This window comes from Streptomyces sp. TAA486, from assembly GCF_000426165.1.
In genome coordinates this window covers 152,362-171,565 of the sequence record NZ_AUEV01000002.1, presented here as the reverse complement: position 1 = coordinate 171,565, position 19,204 = coordinate 152,362, and the positions used below count along the sequence as shown (strand labels likewise).

Annotated in this window: 18 protein-coding genes and 1 pseudogene; 8 read left to right on the top strand and 11 right to left on the bottom strand. The window is 70.0% G+C overall.

Annotated elements, in window-relative coordinates:
* Positions 1 to 284: 284 nt before the first annotated feature.
* Both I004_RS0104730 and I004_RS0104725 read left to right on the top strand, forming a co-directional pair.
* Positions 285 to 704, top strand: coding sequence for a YciI family protein (locus tag I004_RS0104730; protein WP_028434528.1), 420 nt, complete (start codon positions 285 to 287; stop codon positions 702 to 704).
* Positions 701 to 1,909: a DUF6596 domain-containing protein gene (locus tag I004_RS0104725; RefSeq protein ID WP_028434527.1), complete on the top strand. Its 1,209-nt coding sequence runs from the start codon at positions 701 to 703 to the stop codon at positions 1,907 to 1,909. Before I004_RS0104730 ends, I004_RS0104725 begins: the two co-directional genes overlap by 4 nt.
* Before the next feature lie 33 nt (positions 1,910 to 1,942).
* Here I004_RS0104725 and I004_RS37995 read toward each other — a convergent pair.
* The 3 genes and pseudogenes from I004_RS37995 to I004_RS0104715 form a co-directional block, all read right to left on the bottom strand.
* Positions 1,943 to 2,301, bottom strand: a pseudogene (locus tag I004_RS37995) (His/Gly/Thr/Pro-type tRNA ligase C-terminal domain-containing protein); the annotation flags it as partial.
* Positions 2,302 to 2,433: 132 nt separating this feature from the next.
* Positions 2,434 to 3,669 carry a glycosyltransferase gene (locus tag I004_RS0104720; protein WP_028434526.1) on the bottom strand — a complete coding sequence of 412 codons (1,236 nt, stop codon included), beginning with the start codon at positions 3,667 to 3,669 and terminating at the stop codon, positions 2,434 to 2,436.
* Positions 3,670 to 3,998: 329 nt separating this feature from the next.
* Positions 3,999 to 4,643, bottom strand: coding sequence for a DNA alkylation repair protein (locus tag I004_RS0104715; protein WP_199779342.1), 645 nt, complete (start codon positions 4,641 to 4,643; stop codon positions 3,999 to 4,001).
* Positions 4,644 to 5,005: 362 nt separating this feature from the next.
* Between I004_RS0104715 and I004_RS0104710 the strand changes: the two genes are divergently transcribed.
* On the top strand, positions 5,006 to 6,265 hold the full coding sequence (locus I004_RS0104710; protein ID WP_037975014.1) for a CehA/McbA family metallohydrolase: 1,260 nt from the start codon (positions 5,006 to 5,008) through the stop codon (positions 6,263 to 6,265).
* Between the two features lie 93 nt (positions 6,266 to 6,358).
* On the top strand, positions 6,359 to 7,138 hold the full coding sequence (locus I004_RS0104705) for an alpha/beta fold hydrolase (RefSeq protein ID WP_028434523.1): 780 nt from the start codon (positions 6,359 to 6,361) through the stop codon (positions 7,136 to 7,138).
* Positions 7,139 to 7,276: 138 nt separating this feature from the next.
* On the opposite strand, the gene I004_RS32250 is transcribed toward I004_RS0104705, so the two are convergent.
* The 5 genes from I004_RS32250 to I004_RS0104680 form a co-directional block, all read right to left on the bottom strand.
* Positions 7,277 to 7,522, bottom strand: coding sequence for a hypothetical protein (locus I004_RS32250; protein ID WP_037975012.1), 246 nt, complete (start codon positions 7,520 to 7,522; stop codon positions 7,277 to 7,279).
* Between the two features lie 80 nt (positions 7,523 to 7,602).
* A complete protein-coding gene (locus tag I004_RS32245) occupies positions 7,603 to 9,039 on the bottom strand; it encodes a glycosyltransferase family 87 protein (protein ID WP_078510826.1) in 1,437 nt (478 codons plus the stop codon).
* A 168-nt stretch (positions 9,040 to 9,207) separates the two neighbouring features.
* A complete protein-coding gene (locus I004_RS0104690; protein WP_028434522.1) occupies positions 9,208 to 10,146 on the bottom strand; it encodes a hypothetical protein in 939 nt (312 codons plus the stop codon).
* Positions 10,143 to 11,084: an ABC transporter ATP-binding protein gene (locus I004_RS32240; protein ID WP_051344708.1), complete on the bottom strand. Its 942-nt coding sequence runs from the start codon at positions 11,082 to 11,084 to the stop codon at positions 10,143 to 10,145. The genes I004_RS0104690 and I004_RS32240 overlap by 4 nt, the downstream gene beginning before the upstream one ends.
* Positions 11,081 to 11,485, bottom strand: coding sequence for a GntR family transcriptional regulator (locus tag I004_RS0104680; protein ID WP_199779325.1), 405 nt, complete (start codon positions 11,483 to 11,485; stop codon positions 11,081 to 11,083). The genes I004_RS32240 and I004_RS0104680 overlap by 4 nt, the downstream gene beginning before the upstream one ends.
* Positions 11,486 to 11,612: 127 nt before the next feature.
* On the opposite strand from I004_RS0104680, the gene I004_RS0104675 reads away from it, so the two are divergent.
* Positions 11,613 to 12,431 carry an aminoglycoside adenylyltransferase domain-containing protein gene (locus I004_RS0104675; RefSeq protein ID WP_486579739.1) on the top strand — a complete coding sequence of 273 codons (819 nt, stop codon included), beginning with the start codon at positions 11,613 to 11,615 and terminating at the stop codon, positions 12,429 to 12,431.
* Between the two features lie 68 nt (positions 12,432 to 12,499).
* Here the strand turns inward: I004_RS0104675 and I004_RS0104670 are convergent, their stop codons facing one another.
* From I004_RS0104670 to I004_RS0104660, 3 genes are read right to left on the bottom strand one after another with little or no spacing between them, the layout of a single operon-like run.
* Positions 12,500 to 14,140, bottom strand: a complete 1,641-nt coding sequence (locus tag I004_RS0104670) for a GMC family oxidoreductase (RefSeq protein ID WP_028434519.1) — start codon at positions 14,138 to 14,140, stop codon at positions 12,500 to 12,502.
* Complete coding sequence (locus tag I004_RS0104665) at positions 14,137 to 14,817, bottom strand: DUF5987 family protein (protein ID WP_486579738.1); 681 nt, start codon at positions 14,815 to 14,817, stop codon at positions 14,137 to 14,139. The genes I004_RS0104670 and I004_RS0104665 overlap by 4 nt, the downstream gene beginning before the upstream one ends.
* A complete protein-coding gene (locus tag I004_RS0104660; protein ID WP_028434517.1) occupies positions 14,814 to 15,386 on the bottom strand; it encodes a hypothetical protein in 573 nt (190 codons plus the stop codon). The genes I004_RS0104665 and I004_RS0104660 overlap by 4 nt, the downstream gene beginning before the upstream one ends.
* 619 nt (positions 15,387 to 16,005) lie before the next feature.
* On the opposite strand from I004_RS0104660, the gene I004_RS32235 reads away from it, so the two are divergent.
* The 3 genes from I004_RS32235 to I004_RS0104645 all read left to right on the top strand — a co-directional run bounded on the left by I004_RS32235 (position 16,006) and on the right by I004_RS0104645 (position 19,201).
* Positions 16,006 to 17,052, top strand: a complete 1,047-nt coding sequence (locus I004_RS32235; protein WP_051344707.1) for a sigma-70 family RNA polymerase sigma factor — start codon at positions 16,006 to 16,008, stop codon at positions 17,050 to 17,052.
* Positions 17,053 to 17,474: 422 nt separating this feature from the next.
* The gene (locus tag I004_RS0104650; RefSeq protein ID WP_028434516.1) at positions 17,475 to 18,434 is read left to right on the top strand and encodes an ABC transporter ATP-binding protein; all 960 of its coding nucleotides are present in this window, start codon (positions 17,475 to 17,477) and stop codon (positions 18,432 to 18,434) included.
* Positions 18,431 to 19,201 carry an MlaE family ABC transporter permease gene (locus I004_RS0104645; protein WP_028434515.1) on the top strand — a complete coding sequence of 257 codons (771 nt, stop codon included), beginning with the start codon at positions 18,431 to 18,433 and terminating at the stop codon, positions 19,199 to 19,201. Before I004_RS0104650 ends, I004_RS0104645 begins: the two co-directional genes overlap by 4 nt.
* Positions 19,202 to 19,204 lie beyond the last annotated feature (3 nt).

Below are 19,204 nucleotides of genomic sequence, written 5' to 3'. Positions count from 1 at the left end.
CCGCGCTGCGTCGCGTTCGACAGCCCCTCGGGGATCGCTCGCGTCCGCAGAAGGGCACGGGACCTCCAGGACCGGTACTTCGACGGGACGCTCACGGCACGGTCCTGTGACCAGCGACGCCCGATGCCGTGCCGCGCCTGTTGCCGGACACGGCGAGACGCTCACCCGGGCTCGTCCGATGAGGGCAAAAAAATCTTGGTCCGTGATGTCGAGAACCCGTGACCGGCTCCGTCCCCGGTATGAACGCGGCCAGAATGGGTCGCACCAGCACCGAGGAGAACACCATGGCCAAGTACCTGCTGCTCAAGCACTACCGCGGCGCCCCGGCGGCGGTGAACGACGTGCCCATGGACAAGTGGGCTCCGGAGGAGATCACGGCCCACGTGCAGTACATGAGCGACTTCGCCGCCCGTCTCGAGAAGACCGGCGAGTTCGTCGACGGCCAGGCGCTCGCCCCCGAGGGGACATGGGTCCGGTACGACGGCGAGGGTCGCCCGCCCGTCACCGACGGCCCGTTCGCCGAGACCAAGGACCTCATCGCCGGCTGGATGGTGATCGACGTCGACAGCCACGAGCGGGCCGTGGAGCTGGCCGGGGAGCTGTCGGCGGCTCCGGGTGCCGGTGGGAAGCCCATCCACGAGTGGCTCGAGCTGCGCCCGTTCCTGGCCGAGCAGCCCAGCGTCACGGAGTGCGCGCATCGATGAACGAGGCCCTGCTGCGCAGCCTCACCCCGAGCGTGCTCGCCGTCCTCGTCCGCCGCGGAGCCGACTTCGCGGCGGCCGAGGACGCCGTGCAGGACGCGCTGGTCGAGGCGGTCCGCGTCTGGCCGGCCGGCCATTCCCCGGGCTCTTCGAGCGGGGGAGGCCCCGTGCGGGATCCGAAGGGCTGGCTGGTCACCGTGGCCTGGCGCCGCTTCCTCGACGCGACCCGGGCGGACACCGCCCGCCGCCGGCGCGAGGACCGCGTCGACGAGGAACCGGCGCCCGGCCCCGCGCCCTCGGCGGACGACACCCTCCAGCTCTACTTCCTGTGCGCCCACCCGTCGTTGACGGCCTCGTCCGCGGTGGCGCTCACGCTGCGCGCCGTCGGCGGGCTGACCACACGCCAGATCGCCCATGCCTACCTGGTGCCCGAGACGACCATGGCGCAGCGCATCAGCCGGGCCAAGCGCACAGTGTCCGGCGTCCGGTTCGACCAGCCCGGCGACGTCGCCACCGTGCTGCGCGTCCTCTACCTGGTCTTCAACGAGGGCTACTCCGGCGACGTCGACCTCTCCGCCGAGGCCATCCGGCTCACCCGGCAGCTCGCGGCCGCCTTCGACCACCCCGAGGTGGCGGGGCTGCTCGCGCTGATGCTGCTCCACCACGCGCGGCGCGCCGCCCGAACCGCGACCGACGGCAGCCTGGTGCCGCTCGCCGAGCAGGACCGCGGCCGGTGGGACACGAAAATGATCGCCGAGGGCGTGGAGATCCTTCAGGCGGCCCTCGCCCGCGACCGGCTGGGCGAGTTCCAGGCACAGGCCGCCATCGCGGCACTCCACGCCGACGCACCCACCGCCGAGGAGACCGACTGGGTGCAGATCGTCGAGTGGTACGACGAGCTCACGCGCCTGACCGACAGCCCGGTCGTCCGGCTCAACCGCGCGGTGGCCGTGGGCGAGGCCGACGGACCGCGGGCCGGCCTGGCGGCGCTCGCGGCGCTGGACGATTCCGCGCCGAGCGGCTCTTCGGGCAGGGGAGACCCGTTGCCCCGCCATGCCGCGGTCGCCGCGTACCTCCACGAGCGCGACGGGGACCTGGCGAAGGCGGCACGGCTGTACGTCGAGGCGGCCGAGAAGGCACCCAACCTCGCCGAGCGCGAACACCTCACGCGCCAGGCCGCCCGGCTCAACGCCCACCCGCGTCGCTGACCCTTCGTCCCCCGGGCGCCGGGTCCTTGCAGGTCAGCAGGCACGCGACACGACGGCGATGCTGCCCGGCTGGTCGTCGCTCCCGGGACCGAGCCGTCCGCGGCAATCAGGCACCGTACGGACACTCCCTGCCCGGCCGGCCTCGCTTCGCCGTCCTCGCCCAGCGTGGCCCTGGGGATGCGCGCCCAACCGGTGCTGGCCTCCGCGGCACCCTCGATCGTGCCCACATCGATCCGCACGGGCACGCCCTTGAGCCTCCAGTCGACCGCGCGCCGGCCGAACGCCGTGTCGGTGCCGTCGTCGACGTGGACGCGCGCACCGGCCGCCTTCAGCTGGGCGCCGATCTCCAGTGCCGCCTCCTCGCCCTTGATCGCGACGACCACTGCCTGGACCGGCGTGACGTACCTGGTGTCCACGACGAGCGATGCCGCACCTGATGTGCGGCTCCGTGGCGCTTGCCCGTTCGGGTCGCGAGTGTTTGCAGGTTCTGGTGTTCCGGGCCCGGGCTCGATGAGCCGCGTGCTTCACATGGACGCTGGTGTCCTTTCCTGGCTGATCGCGTCGAGCAGCAGGTTGGCGGCCACCGCCGCTCCGTCGGTGCGGACCGTGCCGGCCGCGGCGGTTGCCCGTGCGCGGGTCTCGGGAGCCAGGGCCGTCGTGAGCGCAGCCGACAGGGACTCGACGGTCGGAGCCGGGCCCTCGTGTGCGGCGCCGATTCCGAGCTCGGCCACCCGACTCGCCCAATACGGTTGGTCCGTCGCCTGGGGCACCACGACCTGAGGGGCGCCGGCCCGTGCGGCCGTCGTCGTGGTGCCCGCGCCGCCGTGATGCACGACGGCAGCCACCCGGCGAAACAGTGCCTGCTGGTTGACCTCGCCGACGACGAAGCAGTCGTCCCGGTCGTCGACCGGGGCCAGGTCGGCCCAGCCGTGGAGGACGACCGCGCGGCGGCTCTGCGTGCGGACCGCTTCGACGGCCACCCGTGCGACGTCCGTCGAGGTGTGCATGGGCATGCTGCCGAAGCCCACATAGACCGGCGGGGTGCCCGCGTCGAGGAACGCCAACAGCTCGTCCGGGAGGGGGCGTTCGTCCGGCAGGATCCACGCGCCGGTCTGCACGACGCCGAGGTCCGCCGGCTCCAGCCACGGGTCGAGGACCGGATCCGTCGCCAGCCACGGCTGTTCGCCGATGACGTAGTCGCGGACGCCGTCCACCGGCGGCAGGCCGATCGTCGCCCGGTTCGTGTTCAGCGCCTCACCGAACAGCGCGTTGATGCTCTGGGCGTCCAGATCCCATAGCACCCGGTTGTCGGTCACGTCCGGCGGAAACGGCCGGCCCGGGTACGCGAGCGGCGGGTGGTGCGGCGAGGGCAGGGTGAGCTGCTGGAAGGTGACCGACACCGAGCGGATGCCCAGCTTCTCGGCCACCGACAGCGCGCCGGCCGCCGCCGGCATGACGCCCGTCGCCACCAGCGCATCGCAGCCTTCCGCCACCTCGGGGAGCACGCCGAACTGGCTCGCGATCAAATCGGCCGCACGCTGGGGCAGGGATGACGGTGCCGGTGCCGCTTTCGTCAGCGCGCGGGCCGACTGCCCGACGGGCACCAGCGGCACACCGACACCGGCCAGGCGCTCCGCGAAGTCCTCGTCCGGTGGCGCGCACACCCGCACCTCCGCGCCGAGTTCTCTCAAGCGCACCGCGAGCCCCACCAGCGGCTCGACGTCCCCGCGCGACCCGTACGTCGACAACACCACACGCATGTCGCACCCCCATTTCCGCCCGTTTTTCTGGCTTCAGCGGGTGATTGTGCGGCACACCCCGGGTCTTGCCGCAAGGCCCCCTGTGCGCTATACGTTGAGAGTGGCAAGGAGCGCATGACCTCCTTGCCTTTCGCTTTGTCGCACCACAGCGGACGGACAACCTCTCCGCGAAGCGGCGGCACGTCGCGCACGGCGGGAGACGCCCGGCATGCACAGAGAAAGCCGAAAGCCCGCCGGCTTGGAGATTCGCTCTCAGCCGGCGGGCTTTGACGTGATTTCGGGACGGTGGATTCCGAGAGAGTTCCGGTACGAGCGAGCGGGCGAACCGCCTACTTTTCTTGCTGTCGGCGCACGATCTCGGTGATCCAGATGGGCGCGAACGGAGACGTGCAACCCCGCGGTGTCGGGTAGTCCTTGAGCACTTCCAGGCGCTCACCGATGTCCATCGCACGAGTGCGGTGCTCGACGTGGTCGATCCCGATCTGGGCCAGGCAGTGATTCATGGCCCACTGCAGGCGGTCCGGGGCGTCTTTCATGTCCGTCTCGATGACGTGGAGCAGTCCCGTGAGGTCGAGGACGTCGGGCTTCTTCGCCACACGTTCGGTGGTCAGTGCCCAGCCGGCACTCGCCACCACCGGATCCGGATCGGCGTACCAGATCAGACGCAGCTCTTCGGAGTGCGGGTTCTTCTTCACCACGTAGTTGACGAGCCAGTCGTGCACCTTGGGTCTGCGCGCCTCGCGCAGCATGACGTCCAGCTCGTCCCGCTCGAACGCCTTCGGGCGGCAGATCAGGATCGCCACCAGTCTCGCCGCGGTGTCACCCGTCTCCCAGAGCCGGCACGCGAGTTCCTGCTGCGTCTTCAGCCGCTTCGCGAGCGCGCGGAGCTTGCTGAGGTTCACACCGTGATCGTCACCGTGTTTCTCGTTCACCTCGCGTGTCTTCGGGTCCTCGAGTTCGGCCAGCTCGGCCATCACCTCGGCCACCGTCGTCTCGGTCAGCGTTTTCTCGGCCACCTCAGCCTCCCGTCCGTCACGCGCGAGTTTCAGCCTACGGCGGAGATCGGCTGATTCGTACAGGCCGGTGACGTGTGCGTGGAGAGGGGAGGGGTCCAGGGGCAGCGCCGCATACCTGCTGGACGCGCCGCTCGACCGCGCGCTGCTGCCGCTGAGTGACGAAGCGGAGCTTCCGGTCCCATTGCGACATTCCGTCCAACTCGCGCCCCATGAACTGCAGTTGAGATGCGTCCAGCAATTTGCTCCGAAGGGGAAGAGTTCAACCTTCCGTCGTGCGCGGAGTACTGACGAGTAGACCGCGCTGCGCTGAAATACCCCGCATGACGACACACGACCACGAGCACCACCACGACCATGAGCACCCCCACGACCATGAGCACCCCCACACGCACAGCAGACGGGCAATGCTCGCCGGTGCGAGCGGCCTCCTCATCCTCGCCTCGGCACCGGGTACCGCGAGTGCGGCCAGCACCCGGACCGCCAGATCGTCCGACATCCCGGTCAAACGCACCGGAGCCGCGAGGGCATCCCGCCTCACCCAGGGCACCACGCTCGTCCACGCCGACATGCACAACCACACCGCCATGTCCGACGGCGACGGGAACCCCGAACTCGCCTTCGCCTCGCTGCGCGACGCGGGGCTGGACGTCGCCGCCCTCACCGACCACGCCACGCTGTTTTCGATCGAGGGCCTCAGCTCCGAGGAATGGGACCGCACGGGTCAGCTCGCCGAGGCCGCCAACGACCCCGGGGCCTACACCGCCATCCGCGGCTTCGAGTGGTCCCACCCGCTGCAGGGCCACGCCAACGTCTGGTTCACCGACGACTGGGTCGACCTCGGCGGCGCCGGCAGCCCGGACTCGCTCTACAGCTGGCTGCAGAGCCGAGATGCCGTCGCCAGCTTCAACCACCCGGGGCGCGAGGCCCAGATGTTCGACAACTTCAGCTTCTCGGCAGGGGTGTTGGAGAAGATGGTCGGCCTGGAGATGTTCAACCGGGGCGACGACTACCTCTTCGACGGCTGGTCCGACAAGGGCCGCTCACCCCTCGTCGCCTGCCTCAACGCCGGCTGGCGCACGGGCCTGACGGGGGTCACCGACGAGCACGGCACCAACTGGGGCTTCCCCGAGGGCAAGGGCCGCAGCGGGCTGTGGGTCACCGAGAACACCCGCGCGGGCGTCTTCGAGGCGATGCGGGCCCGGCGGTTCTTCGCAACGCGCGTATCCGGCCTGCGACTTGACGCGGTGGCCAACGGCGTCCAGATGGGCGGCACCCTCGGGCTGGCCTCGGGCGACGTCCAGTTCACCGTCGACCTCGACCGCGGCCCCGAGTGGGAGGGCAAGCCCCTCAACGTCCAGGTCCTGCGCCCGGGTTCGGACGCGCCGGTCGTCGCGGACGTCATCGAGACCCAGTCCAACCAGCTGACGAAGTTCACCGTCCCCCTCGATGCGGCCGACGGGAACTGGATCGTCCTGCGCATCTCCGACCCGAGCCAACCCAACCCCTCGCCGGGCCCCGCCGACCACCCCTGCAACGACTGGGGCGTGGCGTACTCCAGCCCGTGGTGGCTTCAGGCGTAGCCCGCACGACGGGTGGTTGGCCTCTGACCGGGCCAACCACCCTGGGGAGGCGGGGAGGCTTTCACGACTTCCCCCCTGCGATAGCTTGCGGGGATGGAGATCCGAGTGGGCCAGGTGGTGGTCCATTACGTGGAGTACGGGACCGGTCGACCCGTGCTGGTACTCCACGGCGCCGGCGTCGACCACCGGGAGGCCGAGGCCTGCTTCGAGTCGGTTTTCGACGGCGTCGCGGGGCTGCGGCGGATCTATCCCGACCTACCCGGAATGGGCCGGACCAGCGCCCCCGAGACGATGCGCAGCGCAGACGACGTCCTCGAAACGCTGCTCGCTTTCGCCGACGAGGTCACGGGCGGAACGGCTCATCTCCTCGCCGGGCACTCGGCAGGGGCGTACTTCGCGCAGGCGATGGCCGAGAGGCGTCCGGCGCAGGTCGCTGGTCTGGCGCTCGTCTGTCCGTTGCTTCCAGAACTGCGCGACGTCCCGGACCACCGAGTCGTCGCCGGAGCGGGTGACATCGGTGACGACGTCTTCCGGAGCTACTTCGTCATCCAGACCCCGGAGATGCTCGAACGGTACGAACGTCACGTCGCTCCAGCCGCCGCGCTCGTCGATGAGGCGGCGCTCGAGCGGATCGGCGAACAGTGGGCGCTCACTCATGACCACGCGCCGGCCTACGCGGGTCCGACAGCGCTCGTGGCGGGGCGGTTGGACTCGACGGTCGGGTATGCCGCCGCTGCCGACCTCGTCGACCACTACCCGCACGCCTCGCTCGCCGTGGTCGACGACGCGGGACACGCGCTGCCTCACGAGCAACCGGAACTCCTGCGCGCCCTCCTCACTGAGTGGCTCGCGCGCGTCGGGCGCACGAGCTGACCCCGCACCGGCGACAGTGCGGTCCTGCACGAAGGCATGGACCGCGAATGGGCAGCGTCCACGTCGCCCTCGCGCCGCCGGACAGTTGGGCCCGGGCCGGATCCGGTCAGGATGCCCCGGGCGCCCCGGGTGCGCCGGTCACCGGCCCTCTGGGAACAGCTCTTCCTGCACCATGCCGTCGTCGCTCCTGTCGCCGTCCTCGAACGGCGGCAGGAGCGGCTGCTCTCCGCCCGGTGGCGCGTCGCGGAGGCTGCCCGTGCACGAGACGAGAAATGCGCGGACGCCACCGCGGTCCGGGGGGTCGTGCCGGGCGAACTTCCCGGCCGGCGTCGAGATGAGGCGGCGGCAGACCGGACACGGCCGTCTCGGATGCGTGTAGGTCATGACCTCAGCATGCCCAGAGGCACCGACAGGACCTCTTGCGGCACCGTGTGCTGCTGTCCCGGGACCCGCCGCCCTCGACATCAGCGCCGGCGGCGGCCCGTACGCACCGGGGGAGTCGCGGTGCAGGATGCCCCTCCCGCCGAAGGCCGATGGTCGGCGCATCCGCACACTGCCGGGCCTCCGTTGTGTCCTGGCCGAGGGTGACGGCACGCGGCCTTCAGGGCACGTTTGCAGGGCGGGCGAACCGCTCCCCGCCTCCCGGTGAGGGAGTGCAGACGTCCGTACCGGCAAGCCGTCGCGACGCGTACCGAGGCTGTTGCTCCCTCGTCGGCGTTCCGGGCCGTGATGCGGAACCAGGCGAAGAGGAGGAGAGGGTAGATGACGTAACCGCTTCTGGTCGCCGGTGCGAGCATCATGGCCAGCGTCAGGCCCAGCGCGATCCGGTCGGCGGCAGCCGGTGCGCTGCGAGGCGGGCGCAGAACGAGCGATGCGGCCATCAGGGCGGCACAGATGGCCAGAGCCGTCAGCGTGACGGCGTTGCCGTGCGGGACGTGAGTCGCCAGCAGGTGCCCCGGGAGCGGACTCGCGGCCGACGACGGTACATCCGCGAGTCCCAGCGGATAGAGCACGACGTGCTGGACGCACACCCGCGCACCGGTCACCAGCACCGGTACACAGACCAGAGCGAGAACGCCGACCGCGGACACCGCGCACCGCAGTACGGCCTTGCCGCGGCCCCGGGTCATCAGCAGGGCGAGGACCACGGGCAGAGCCGGCCATGCCGTCCACTTCAACGCGGCCGCAAGCCCCAGGGCCACGCCGGCGCGACCCCCGTCCCCCCGGCCCGCGTAGGCCAGCCCCAGACACATCAGCCCCACGACCGGCGGGTCCACGCCACCGATCGCCAGTGGCAGAGCGACAGCCGGGAAGGCGGCCACCAGCGCCACCGCCGGACGGGTCCGCCGGCCGGCTCCCGTCACACGGGCGGCCGCAACCATCGTCGCGAGGAAGCAGGCGGCGAGCCACCAGCGCGGGCCGGCGACGAGTCCGGCGCCCGGCACATCGCCGAACAGCGCGCTCGGCAGCCCGAACAGCGCCATGCCGGGCAGATAGGGGTTGAAGTCGCTGACCCGGCTGGGGTCCTCGACATACGGATTGCCCGTGGACAGGAGCAGGTCGCCCGCCCTCTCGATGACGCCGACTTCCATCTGCACCTTCCCCAGCACGACCAGGACGACGAACGGCAACGCGACGGCCCCGGCGGTGGCGATGACGGCGGTGGAGGGTGCCCAGCGTGCGCGTGCTCTCACCGCTGCCAGCGCGGCGGCCGTGTAGGCGAACGCGGCGCAGAAGCCCCATATCTGCTGCGGAACCAACGGGGGAGAGGAGAGGGCAAGAGCAAGGGCCATCGCCCCGCACAGAGCCAGGCCCAGCGGCTCCCACACGCGGGCGTCCCGCCTCCAACGGGCTTTTCCGGCCGCAGGCACGGCGCGGTCCGTCAGCTTCGTCGCTGTCATGGTCCCCTCGTTCGGTCGTGGTGTGTTCGGGCCCGCGTGGGCGGGCGGGCGCGGTGAGGCCGGTGGTCGGTCGCGGCGCTCGACGGGAGCGCGGGCCTCACCGCGCCCGGGCATGCCGGACTCAGCCGCCGTCCCGGAAACTCGGGCGGCGGCGAGGTGGCGCCGGGATCAGGGCGTGCGGCGGCGCAGCAGCCAGAAGGCAGCTGCCGCGGCGAGGGCGGCGAGCAGTAGAACGAAACCGGTCTCGGCGAGCTGGACCGGCCAGTACAGGGAGGCCGGCTTCGCGCCCATGCAGGCGTCGACCGAGTACTTGTGGTCGGCCTGGTCGTACTGGCAGGCCCGCGCCGCGAAGCCGAAGGGACCCCCGCCCTTCTCGGTGTGGGTGACGCTCGGCCAGATCTGGGTGCGCCACGGGCTGATCAACCAGGAGACGGTCCAGGTGACGAGGCCGCCGATGGCCAGGGCGGGAAGTACCGCCCGGGTCAGGAAGCCCATGAGGACGCCGATGGCGAGTCCGAGCAGGACGTAGGCGACGAGGGACGGGCCGAACCCGAAGTAGTAGTCCTGGATCTGGTAACCCGCTCTGTGCAGATTGTGGGCGTCGGCCCAATTCAGGAGCGTGCGGAAGTGGATGACGAGCAGGGAGGTGCCGACCGTGAGGAACACGGCGGGAACCGCCAGCTTCTCCATGAGCCAGCGGGTGGGGGTGATGGACTGCGTCCACGCCAACTCCGCCGTCCCGTTCTCCAGTTCGCGTGCGACGAGTGCCGCGCCCGCCCAGCCCGCGACGACCGGGGCGACGTATTCGCGAAGCAGCGAGGCGATGTTGTCGAGCCAGGACCAGACGCTGAAGATGTCGTACGCCTTGAACGGGATCGAGTAACAGTCCCGATGACCGGGTGTGCCGCAGCCCGCCTGGATCTCCGCCGCGCCCGTCCCGTAGGGGCCGTACCGCAGCCAGAGCATGGCCACCGTCGTGATCACCACGAACGCGATCCAGATCCACACCGCCGACCGGTGGAGCCGCAGCACCGCCCAGAGTCTGTGGTGACCAGTGGCTATGGGGCCGGGGGTGTCCTTTGCCGGCCGGGTGGTCGTGCTGCTCATGCGGCGTTCTCCTGCGATCGGGCGCTCTGTGCGCGCTGGACGGATTCGGGTGTGGCGTCGCCGGTGAGCAGCGGCGGAGCCTCGGTGTTGCTGAGGTGGGCGAGGAGGACTTCCTCGACCGTGGGGCGCTCGGCCAGCCACTCGCCGACGGGTTCGCCGTGCGACCTCACCAGCGCGGTGCGGCCACGGCCCGCGGGACGCTGCTCGATCACGGTCTGCCGGGAGGTGTCGAGAGCGGCGGTGCCGGTGAGCAGCGTGTGCGCCGACATCACTTCCTCGATCTCACCGCCGAGCCGCAGACGCCCGCCCGCGACCAGGAAGAGGAAGTCGCAGGTGCCCTCCAGTTCGGCGATGACGTGCGAGGACATCACGATGGTGGTGCCCTGGTCGGTCGCGGCGGACATCAGCGCGCCGGTCAACTGTTTGCGTGCCAGCGGGTCCAGGTCCGCCATGGGCTCGTCGAGGAGCATCAACTCGGCCCGCTTGCCGAAGGCCAGCGCGAGTGCCACCCGCGTTCGCTGCCCTCCGGAGAGGGTCCGGATCTTCGCGCCGGGGTCGAGGCCCTCGTCCCCGTACGCGATCCGTTCGGCGGCAGGCTGGTCCCAGCGGCCGGTCGAGCGGTTGAGCACGGCCGCGTAGCGGAGTGTGTCGGCGACGGACAGGTGCGGGTGCAGCGGTTTCGACTGGGCGACGTAGGCCACGCTTTCGCGGGCCTGTGCAGGAGTCCGCCCGAGCACGTTCAGAGTGCCGCGCGTCGGCCGGAGCAGACCGGCGGCGAGACGGAGGAGGGTCGATTTGCCGGCGCCGTTCGGGCCGACGAGCGCACATATGTGTCCTTGAGGGAGCCGGAAGGAGCAGTCCTCGAGGACGGCTGACTTCCGGCGCGAGTAGGACATGCCCAGTCCGGTCGCTTCCAGCGCGGCCGCGGCGTAACTCATGAAGTCTCCTGCGGGAAATGTTCGTTGAGGACGGAGTCGAAGAGGGCGGTCAAGTCCTCCCTGGCCAGGCCGTCCTCGTGGGCCCTGGCCATCCATTCCGCCAAGCCGTCGCGGTGGGGTGAGTCGAGACCCGCGGTGGCGCCGAGCGATGCCCGGACGAACGTGCCCACACCCCGGCGGGCCTCGACGAGCCCCTCGCGTTCGAGTTCGCGGTAGGCCTTGAGAACGGTGTTCGGGTTGATGGCGGTGGCCTCGACGACCTCACGCGCGGTCGGCAACTTGTCGCCCGGCTGCAGCAGTCCGAGCCGCAGCGCCTGCTTGGTCTGCTGGACGATCTGCCAGTAGGTGGCCACGCCGCTGCGGCGGTCGATTCGGAACTGGATGGCTCCTGCTGCGGTCACGCACAGAACCCTTTCACTAATTGATTAGTGAAAGGGTGGACGGGGTGGGGTCAGGATGTCAAGCGGCATCACGAGGCTTCGTGCACCCGGCTTCGCTCGCCGCGACGGCGGCGCGGATACTGTCCGCGTGATCACCAGCTCTCATGACCGCCGGCCCCTCCCCGCCGAGCTGCGTGCCTACCTGGACCAACTCGTCGAGCACACACGCTCGGTGTGCGGCACTCACCTGGCGAGTGTCATCGCGGTCGGTTCTCTCGCGCTGGACGACTACCGGCACGGGCGCAGCGACGTCGACGTGACGGTCGTGGCGGACGATTCACTGCCGGCGTCCGCGGTGCACGACCTGGCCGAGGTCCTCGCTCACCCTCGTCTGCCCTGTCCTGCACCCGGGCTGGAACTGGTCGTCTACGGGCGGGAGTTCGCGGGCCGTCCCTCCGGCGAAGGGGGTTATCTGCTGGATCTCAACACCGGCCCGCTGCTGCCGGAGAAGACCAGTTTCGACGCGGCGGGGTCGCCGGCGTTCTGGTACGTCATTGATCGCTCCGTCGCCCATCAGGCCGGGCTCACGCTGTTCGGGCATCCCGCACGAGAGGTGATCGCCGAACCGGAACGCCCAGAGCTGTATGCGGCGTTGCGTGCTTCGGTCCGCGAACACAGCGAAGGCGAGGGCCACCTCGCGGACAACCGCGTGCTCAACGGCTGCCGCTCGGTGGCGTTCTGCCGAACGGGGCGCTGGATGGCCAAGCGCCGGGCAGCGCAGGAAGTCGCCTCGTACGAGGAGGACTTCAGGCCGCTCGTCGAGGCCGCGGTCCGCAGCTTCGAGCGCCCCCGCTCGTCCTCTGCCACGCTGCCCACCGACGAGGTGCGGGCGTTCCTGGCCCGTGTGCGCGACCGGGTCGAGGAGAGTGCCGGGCAGGGGACCGATCCGGATCGTCCCGTCGGTTGACGGGGAACATCAGCGAGCACCAGCGCTGATGGGGCGCGGCAGTTGAGGCGAGACACACGCCGGCGGCCTCACCGCTTGTTCGGCGGCTTGAGCACTCCACGCCGCCCGGCCGTCGAACCGTCAGGGGCGGGAGCGCCGTAGCGGACGTCCACGCCCGACTCGGCCGCACCCTCCACGATGTGGCGACTGGCCCGTTCGGCGAGTGCGGCGATGGTCAGCGACGGATTGACGCACAGCGACGTGGGGACCGCTGCTCCGTCGGTCACGAACAGCCCCGGGTGGCCCCGTAGTTCGTTGCGGTCATCGAGCGCCGAGGTGGCCGGATCGTCGCCCATGCGGCAGGAGGAGAGGGGATGGGCGCTGAGCGAACCGACCACCTCGCTCCACGGGCGCACCCGGGCCAGGCCGTCCCGCTCGAGCACGGCGCGTGCCTCCTCGTCCGCCGCCTTCCAGCCGCGCAGCGTGTTGGCGGTCGGATGGTAGCGCAGCGTGGACAGGCCGACCGACGAGGCGACCCGTGTGAAGCTGCCCGTCGCCGGTGGCAGGCCGAACCTGCCCTCGTTGTCGTCCTCGGTCATCGCCAGGACCGAAAGCCACGACCTCCAGCGCGAGCGCAGTTCCTTCTTCGCCACACCGAACCAGCTGGACTCCGGTCTGTCGGTGGCCTGGGCGAGGATGTTGGTGATGCCGGGGAAGTAGATCTGCTGGAGGGAGAAGCGGGTGAACTCCTCGGCATCCGCATCGAGCCGGTCGTAGGACATCGATCCGATCGGTTTGCCCACGGGGAAGCCCTCGTACGGCGTGCCAGGAGAGCTTTCGAGCCCCAGCAGCTCGCCGACCTTCGATTCGTCTACGTCGGCGATCGAGACCCTGTCCCCGTTGCCGGAGAAGTAGCGGCCGACGGCGCGCGGTATCCCGCCGAGCAGCGCGGCCGACCGCTGGAGCAGTACCGGAGTACCCATCGCGCCACCGGCGAGGACCACCACCTTGGCCTCGATGGCCCCCGCGCCCTGGGAGAGCCGGTAGTCGTCCGGGTCGAGAACGGTGTACGCGACCCGGTAGCGGTAGCCGGGAGTGGTGGCGGGCGCGATGGTCTGCACCTCGTGCAGTGCCCGTACCTCGGCACCGGCCGCGGTGGCGGCGGGCAGATAGTTCAGCAGCATCGAGCGCTTGGCGTCGAAGTGGCAGCCGTTCAGCATCCAGTTGCAGTTGGTGCAGCGTTCCAGGTCGACGGTGACCGGCACGGGGTTGCACGTACGGCCGGCGCGTTCGCATGCCGCAGCGAACAGGCCACCCGGATACGGCACTTGGTCCCATCGCTGCTGGGCCACCGGCAGGGTCTCCTCGACCCTGTCGTACCAGGGGTCCAGCGCCGAACGGGTCAGCGCCTTGGGCCACAGGCGGTGACCCAGGCTCCCTTCGCGCTCGAAGACGAAGCTGGGCGCCCGCAGGGAGGCCGCGAAGTAGACCACGCTGGAGCCGCCGACGCAGTTTCCCGCGACGACGGTGATGCCGTCACCCTGCACCAGGTCGACGATCCGGGTGTAGCTGCCGATGCGCTGATCGTGCGCGAAGTCGCGCGCCCGCAGGTCGGGGCCGCGTTCGAGGACGACGACACGGGCGCCGCCCGCCGCCAGATGATAGGCGGGTATGGAGCCGCCGAACCCACTGCCGACGACCAGGACGTCGGTGCGTTCCGTGACGCTCATGAGGGGTGGCCTCCGGCGGTGGTGTGCGGATGCTCATGCGCGAGCCGTTTGCCGTACGAGTACGCCGGATAGCGCCAGAAGCCGTCCGCGTCGGGCTCGGGGAAGCCCAGCCACGTCAACCCGGGGTGCCTCTTGTCCAACGCGTCGGTGGTGTGCAGATGGGCGGCTGTGTCGAACGCCGCCGCGCTGAACAGTGCCAGCAGTACGTAGACCTTCTGGTGCAGCCCGGCGCTGCTCAGCAGCTCGCCCGCGAGGAGGGTCCGGTCCTCGAAGTCCAGCGCGACGAACGGGGGTTGGGTAGGCAGCAGCACATGGCCTCGGGCCAGTGCCCAAGCGGTGGCCTCCGTGTTCAGCAGTGCGGCGAGCTCCGGAAGGAGCACTCCGACGCCGAGTTCCGGGAGTTGCAGGAGCGTGACTGCTCCGGCCTGGACGGCGCCGGGGCCCGGCGCAGCCCCCGCGACGGCCCGGTCGTGCCCGTGCCGTTTCTCGCCCGGGACCATGGTGTCGGCGAAGGCCTCCAGCGTGGCGACGGTGTCGAGAGGGCCCAGCGCCGGGCCGCCCGGGGCTCCGGTGGGCGCGGCGGCCGCCGAAGAGGCGGTGATCGCCCCGCTGCCGACCGCGACCAACGCGCCCGTCAGCGCCGCGACGAGTTGCCGCCGCGACGGCCGCGGGCTCATGTGCCGATCCCCAAGCAGGGGAGAGAAGCGGGAAGTTGGGCCGAGATGCCGCTGGCAGCCTCCTCGAGTGCGTCGGCCAGCCGCGCATCGTACGGGCGCAGCGCGGAAGCGGCCTCCTCGGAGGTCGCGGGCTGCCCCGCAACGGTGAGGTTGCGAACCGACGCTCCCGCGGTGCCGGCCGACTTGTCGAACCAGTAACTGCCGTCCCAGCCCACCAGGGTGGGATCGCCGGGCTGCACCTGCACGCTCCAGTGGTCCAACTGCCAGTAGCGGCAGGCCGGAACGGCGATCGCGAAGCGGGTGGGCTCGGCCAGCAGGAACCCCACGGCACCACCGTTGGAAACGGTGATGTCCCGCTTGGCGTACTCGACGCACAGCGGTTCCGACCCGATCATGCTCAGTGGAGGCGTCTCGCCCTCGCCGAAGTGGTGGAAGGTGCAATCCGCGGCGAAGTCCGGGTCGGTGTAGCCGCCGACGCCGGGAGTGTCGGCCTCGGCCGGTGCCGCACCGAGCGCGGAGAGGAACAGAACGGCCAGGCCCGTGACAGCGGCGCGGCGAATCGACGGCATGGCAGGACCTTCTTCCGGTTCCAGCCCCGGGCGGGGCTCGGTTACTGGTGGGTCACTAGCGAGGGGAATCCTGATTCCCTGCCACACCGCAGCGCAAGACCCCTGCACACGCTGCTTCGAATCGTCTGGCCGGAGTGTCCCGTCTCGGAACTTCGGGCAGTCGCAGCTACTCCGCTTGCTCGGGTCCCGCGTTCAGCCGGGGGCTTCCGGCGCCCGCCGAGGGGAAGTGGTGACGCGCAACGTCGGGAGCCTCGTCGAGCCGCTGCCGGGCGGCCGCCGGGGAGGCTGTGGGGGAGAGGTGGCAGACGAGCGAGTACGTCTCACCAACCGGAAGGTGCGGGGCGGGAAGGCCCCGCTGGAGTCGGCGGACCCTGCGAGCGCGTCGGAGATCGCCGGCTGGAGAAGTGTGACGCTTTCCTCGTTCGCACCCACTCCCCACAGGCGGGCACCCGAAATAATGTCGACTTAACGCCAAAGCTGTTCAGTCGGCTCACGATGAGCCGGCGAAGCCCCAGGTGTCGAATCCGGTTCCTGGCCGCCGGCGGCGTACCCCGCCGCCACATGTCCCGAGCAGGCAGGTTCACTTCGGTTTGATCTTGACGGCACGAAGGGGTGCCCTATGGCGAGGAACACGCAGCAGCTTCATTCCTGCAGATCCGGTGGACCGCGCGAGTCTGCTGACGAGCGGTGGCAACGCATGTGGAGCCACCGTGAGCAGCTCCTCAAGGTGGCCCGAAGGCGATCCATGAGCGCCGAGGATGCCGAGGACGCCGTGCACGAGGCGATGCTCCGAGCCGTGGAGAACCCGGACATAGACGACGAGCGGCTGCCCGCGTGGTTGACGACGGTGACGATGCGGCTGTGCGTCGACCGGTACCGGCAGCTCAACAGGGAAGCCGAGGTGAGCAGCCGCTCCGCGATGGCCGCCCCCGCGCCCGTGCCGGTCGAGGAAGTGGTGTGCGACCGTGCGGAGGCGCAGTGGCTGGCACAGCGGAGCGAGTCGCTGCCCGCCCGGCAGGCCGAGGCGCTCCAGCTCAAATCGCAGGACCTGGACGTCGCTGACGTCGCCGCGCAGATGGGGCTGAGCTACGAGGCCGCTGAGTCACTGCTCGCGCGGGCCCGGCGGGCGATGCGCAACTCGCTGGCCGGCACGCTGGCCGTTGCCGCTTGGCTGTGGCGCGGCCGGCCGGAGACCCTGGGCCCGCCGGTGGCCGTGGCGGCGGTCGCGTCCACGGCGGTGACGCTGGCCGTGCTGGGGATCCCCGTGCCCGATTCCCACGACGGTGGCAGGCCGCGCGCCCCTGAGGTCTCCAGAGTGGAGAAGACCGACGAGCCGGGTCGCGAGCATGCCGAGGAAAAGCAGGCACCGAAGCCCCGTTCGACCGTCCGGCCGGACTCCGGCCCCACCTCGCTGACGGGGGGCCTCGGGAATGCGGTCACGGATGTGACTTCCCTGTTGCCGAAGCTGCCAACTTCCCTGGAAATCCCCGCCGTTCCCAAGGTGCCGTCCTTGCCGCCCGAGGTAGGACTTCCGAGCGTCCCGGCCGTTCCGAGCGCCGTGCCGACACCCTCCGACACTTCCGCGCCGACGAACTTGGAACTTCCCCGTACCGGCCTTCCTGGCAGCGATGTTCTGCCCTCTGAAATCGGGCAGTCACTGGACTGATCCCGTCCCTTTCCCGCCCGGTGGACACGGCTGGGAAACGCGCGCGAAAAAAATCTTCCTTTCTGAGCGACGGACCGGCCGCCCGCCCCCGTAGAGCAGACAAGAACCTGCTCCACGGTCGAGAGCACCGCAGGGTGAGATGGGAAGGAGAGACGCCACCCGGTATCTCGATTTCGGGCGCTGACCGGACTATTCCTGCTGCCGCTGACGCGGCGGTCCGGGAGCGCTGCCCACATTTCATCGGCCAGTGACCGCGCCGCGTCCAGCTGCGCATGCCCAGAACCCGGTGAACTGCAGCCGGGTGAGCCGGTATTCCTCCTTCTCCCGCTCGCCCGGCTCCGGCCCTTGTTCACGTCGCCTCTTATCAGTGTCCGTACGGCTCGAATCCTCGTTGTTGGTGTTGATGGCTGAAAGGTATCTACATGGGTGTCGAGATCTGCGTGGAAGGACTGACGAAGTCCTTCGGTCACCAGATCATCTGGCAGGACGTGTCGTTGACGCTGCCCGCCAGACAGATATCAGTCATGCTCGGGCCTTCGGGCACGGGCAAGTCGGTATTCCTCAAGACGCTCGTCGGACTGCTGAAGCCCGAGCAGGGCTCGATCCTGATCGACGGACGGGACATCACGCGTCTGCGTGAAAGCGACCTGTACGAAGTGCGGAAGCTGTTCGGTGTCCTCTTCCAGGACGGTGCGCTGTTCGGCTCGATGAATCTCTACGACAACATCGCCTTCCCGCTGCGTGAGCACACCCGTAAGCGTGAGAGCGAGATCAAGCAGATCGTGCTCGAGAAGATGGACATGGTCGGCCTGGTCGGCGCCGAGGAGAAGCTGCCCGGAGAGATATCCGGGGGTATGCGCAAAAGAGCCGGACTCGCACGGGCGCTGGTTCTCGATCCGGAGATCATTCTCTTCGACGAGCCGGACTCGGGCCTCGATCCCGTGCGAGTGGCCTACCTCAACCAGTTGATCGTCGACCTGAACGCGCAGATCGACGCGACCTTCCTGATCGTCACCCACGACATCGCCTCGGCCAGGCTGGTGCCGGACAACATCGGCCTGCTCTTCCGCCGTGAGCTGGTGATGTTCGGGCCGCGTGAAGACCTGCTCGCCAGCGACGAGCCGGTCGTGCGGCAGTTCCTCAACGGCCGGATGCAGGGCCCGATCGGGATGGCGGAGGAGAAGGATGCCGCCCAGGTCGAGCAGGAACTGGCCGAGCTCGACGCCGGCGACCACCGCGGCCCGGCGGGGGGCAAAGGCGCTACCGGTCCCGGCGTCACACCGCGACTGCTGCCCAGCCCCGGTATCGACCGCCCACTGCGCTGGAAGCTGATCGCCGCCCGCGAGGAAGCATCGTCCGGGCAGGCGGTGACGGGCACATGAGCCTCTCACCCAGCGGTGCGCTCAGACACTCCGGCAGCCTGTTCGCGATGGCCCTCGACGTGCTGCGCGCCCTGCCCCGACGGCCGTTCCAGGCAAGGGAGTTCATCCAGCAGGCATGGTTCATCGCCAGTGTCACGATCCTGCCGACCGCGCTCGTCTCCATTCCGTTCGGTGCCGTCATCGCGCTGCAGATCGGCAGCCTCACCCGGCAACTGGGCGCCCAGTCGTTCTCCGGAGCCGCCTCCGTCCTGGCGGTTCTGAGGGAGGCCTCGCCGATCGTGACCGCGTTGCTGATCGCCGGGGCCGGCGGCACGGCGATCTGCGCGGACCTCGGCGCGCGCAAGATCCGCGAGGAGATCGATGCCATGGAAGTGCTCGGCATCGACCCGATCCACCGCCTGGTCGTCCCCCGGGTACTGGCCTCGATGCTCGTCGCGGTGCTGCTCAACGGCCTCGTCTCGGTCGTCGGTGTGGCCGGCGGCTACTTCTTCACCGTGATCCTGCAGAACGGAACCCCCGGCGCGTATCTGGCCTCCTTCACCACGCTCGCCCAGTTGCCCGACCTCTACGCGGGGGAGCTGAAGGCGCTGGTCTTCGGCGCGATCGCGGGGGTCGTCGCCTCGTACAAGGGACTGAACGCGAAGGGCGGCCCGAAAGGTGTCGGTGACGCGGTCAACCAGTCCGTGGTCATCACGTTCATGCTGCTCTTCGTCGTGAACTTCGTGATGACGGCGATCTACTTCCAAGTCGTTCCGCAGAGGGGGTAGTCG

Coding starts and splice junctions, on each gene's coding strand:
- I004_RS32245 (WP_078510826.1), bottom strand. CDS start 9,039: ATGACAGCGACGAAGCTGACGGACCGCGCCGTGCCTGCGGCCGGAAAA.
- I004_RS32250 (WP_037975012.1), bottom strand. CDS start 7,522: ATGACCTACACGCATCCGAGACGGCCGTGTCCGGTCTGCCGCCGCCTC.
- I004_RS32235 (WP_051344707.1), top strand. CDS start 16,006: ATGGCGAGGAACACGCAGCAGCTTCATTCCTGCAGATCCGGTGGACCG.
- I004_RS0104660 (WP_028434517.1), bottom strand. CDS start 15,386: ATGCCGTCGATTCGCCGCGCCGCTGTCACGGGCCTGGCCGTTCTGTTC.
- I004_RS0104705 (WP_028434523.1), top strand. CDS start 6,359: ATGGAGATCCGAGTGGGCCAGGTGGTGGTCCATTACGTGGAGTACGGG.
- I004_RS0104690 (WP_028434522.1), bottom strand. CDS start 10,146: ATGAGCAGCACGACCACCCGGCCGGCAAAGGACACCCCCGGCCCCATA.
- I004_RS0104645 (WP_028434515.1), top strand. CDS start 18,431: ATGAGCCTCTCACCCAGCGGTGCGCTCAGACACTCCGGCAGCCTGTTC.
- I004_RS0104650 (WP_028434516.1), top strand. CDS start 17,475: ATGGGTGTCGAGATCTGCGTGGAAGGACTGACGAAGTCCTTCGGTCAC.
- I004_RS0104730 (WP_028434528.1), top strand. CDS start 285: ATGGCCAAGTACCTGCTGCTCAAGCACTACCGCGGCGCCCCGGCGGCG.
- I004_RS0104670 (WP_028434519.1), bottom strand. CDS start 14,140: ATGAGCGTCACGGAACGCACCGACGTCCTGGTCGTCGGCAGTGGGTTC.
- I004_RS0104720 (WP_028434526.1), bottom strand. CDS start 3,669: ATGCGTGTGGTGTTGTCGACGTACGGGTCGCGCGGGGACGTCGAGCCG.
- I004_RS0104710 (WP_037975014.1), top strand. CDS start 5,006: ATGACGACACACGACCACGAGCACCACCACGACCATGAGCACCCCCAC.
- I004_RS0104725 (WP_028434527.1), top strand. CDS start 701: ATGAACGAGGCCCTGCTGCGCAGCCTCACCCCGAGCGTGCTCGCCGTC.
- I004_RS0104665 (WP_486579738.1), bottom strand. CDS start 14,817: ATGAGCCCGCGGCCGTCGCGGCGGCAACTCGTCGCGGCGCTGACGGGC.
- I004_RS0104715 (WP_199779342.1), bottom strand. CDS start 4,643: ATGGCCGAGCTGGCCGAACTCGAGGACCCGAAGACACGCGAGGTGAAC.
- I004_RS32240 (WP_051344708.1), bottom strand. CDS start 11,084: ATGAGTTACGCCGCGGCCGCGCTGGAAGCGACCGGACTGGGCATGTCC.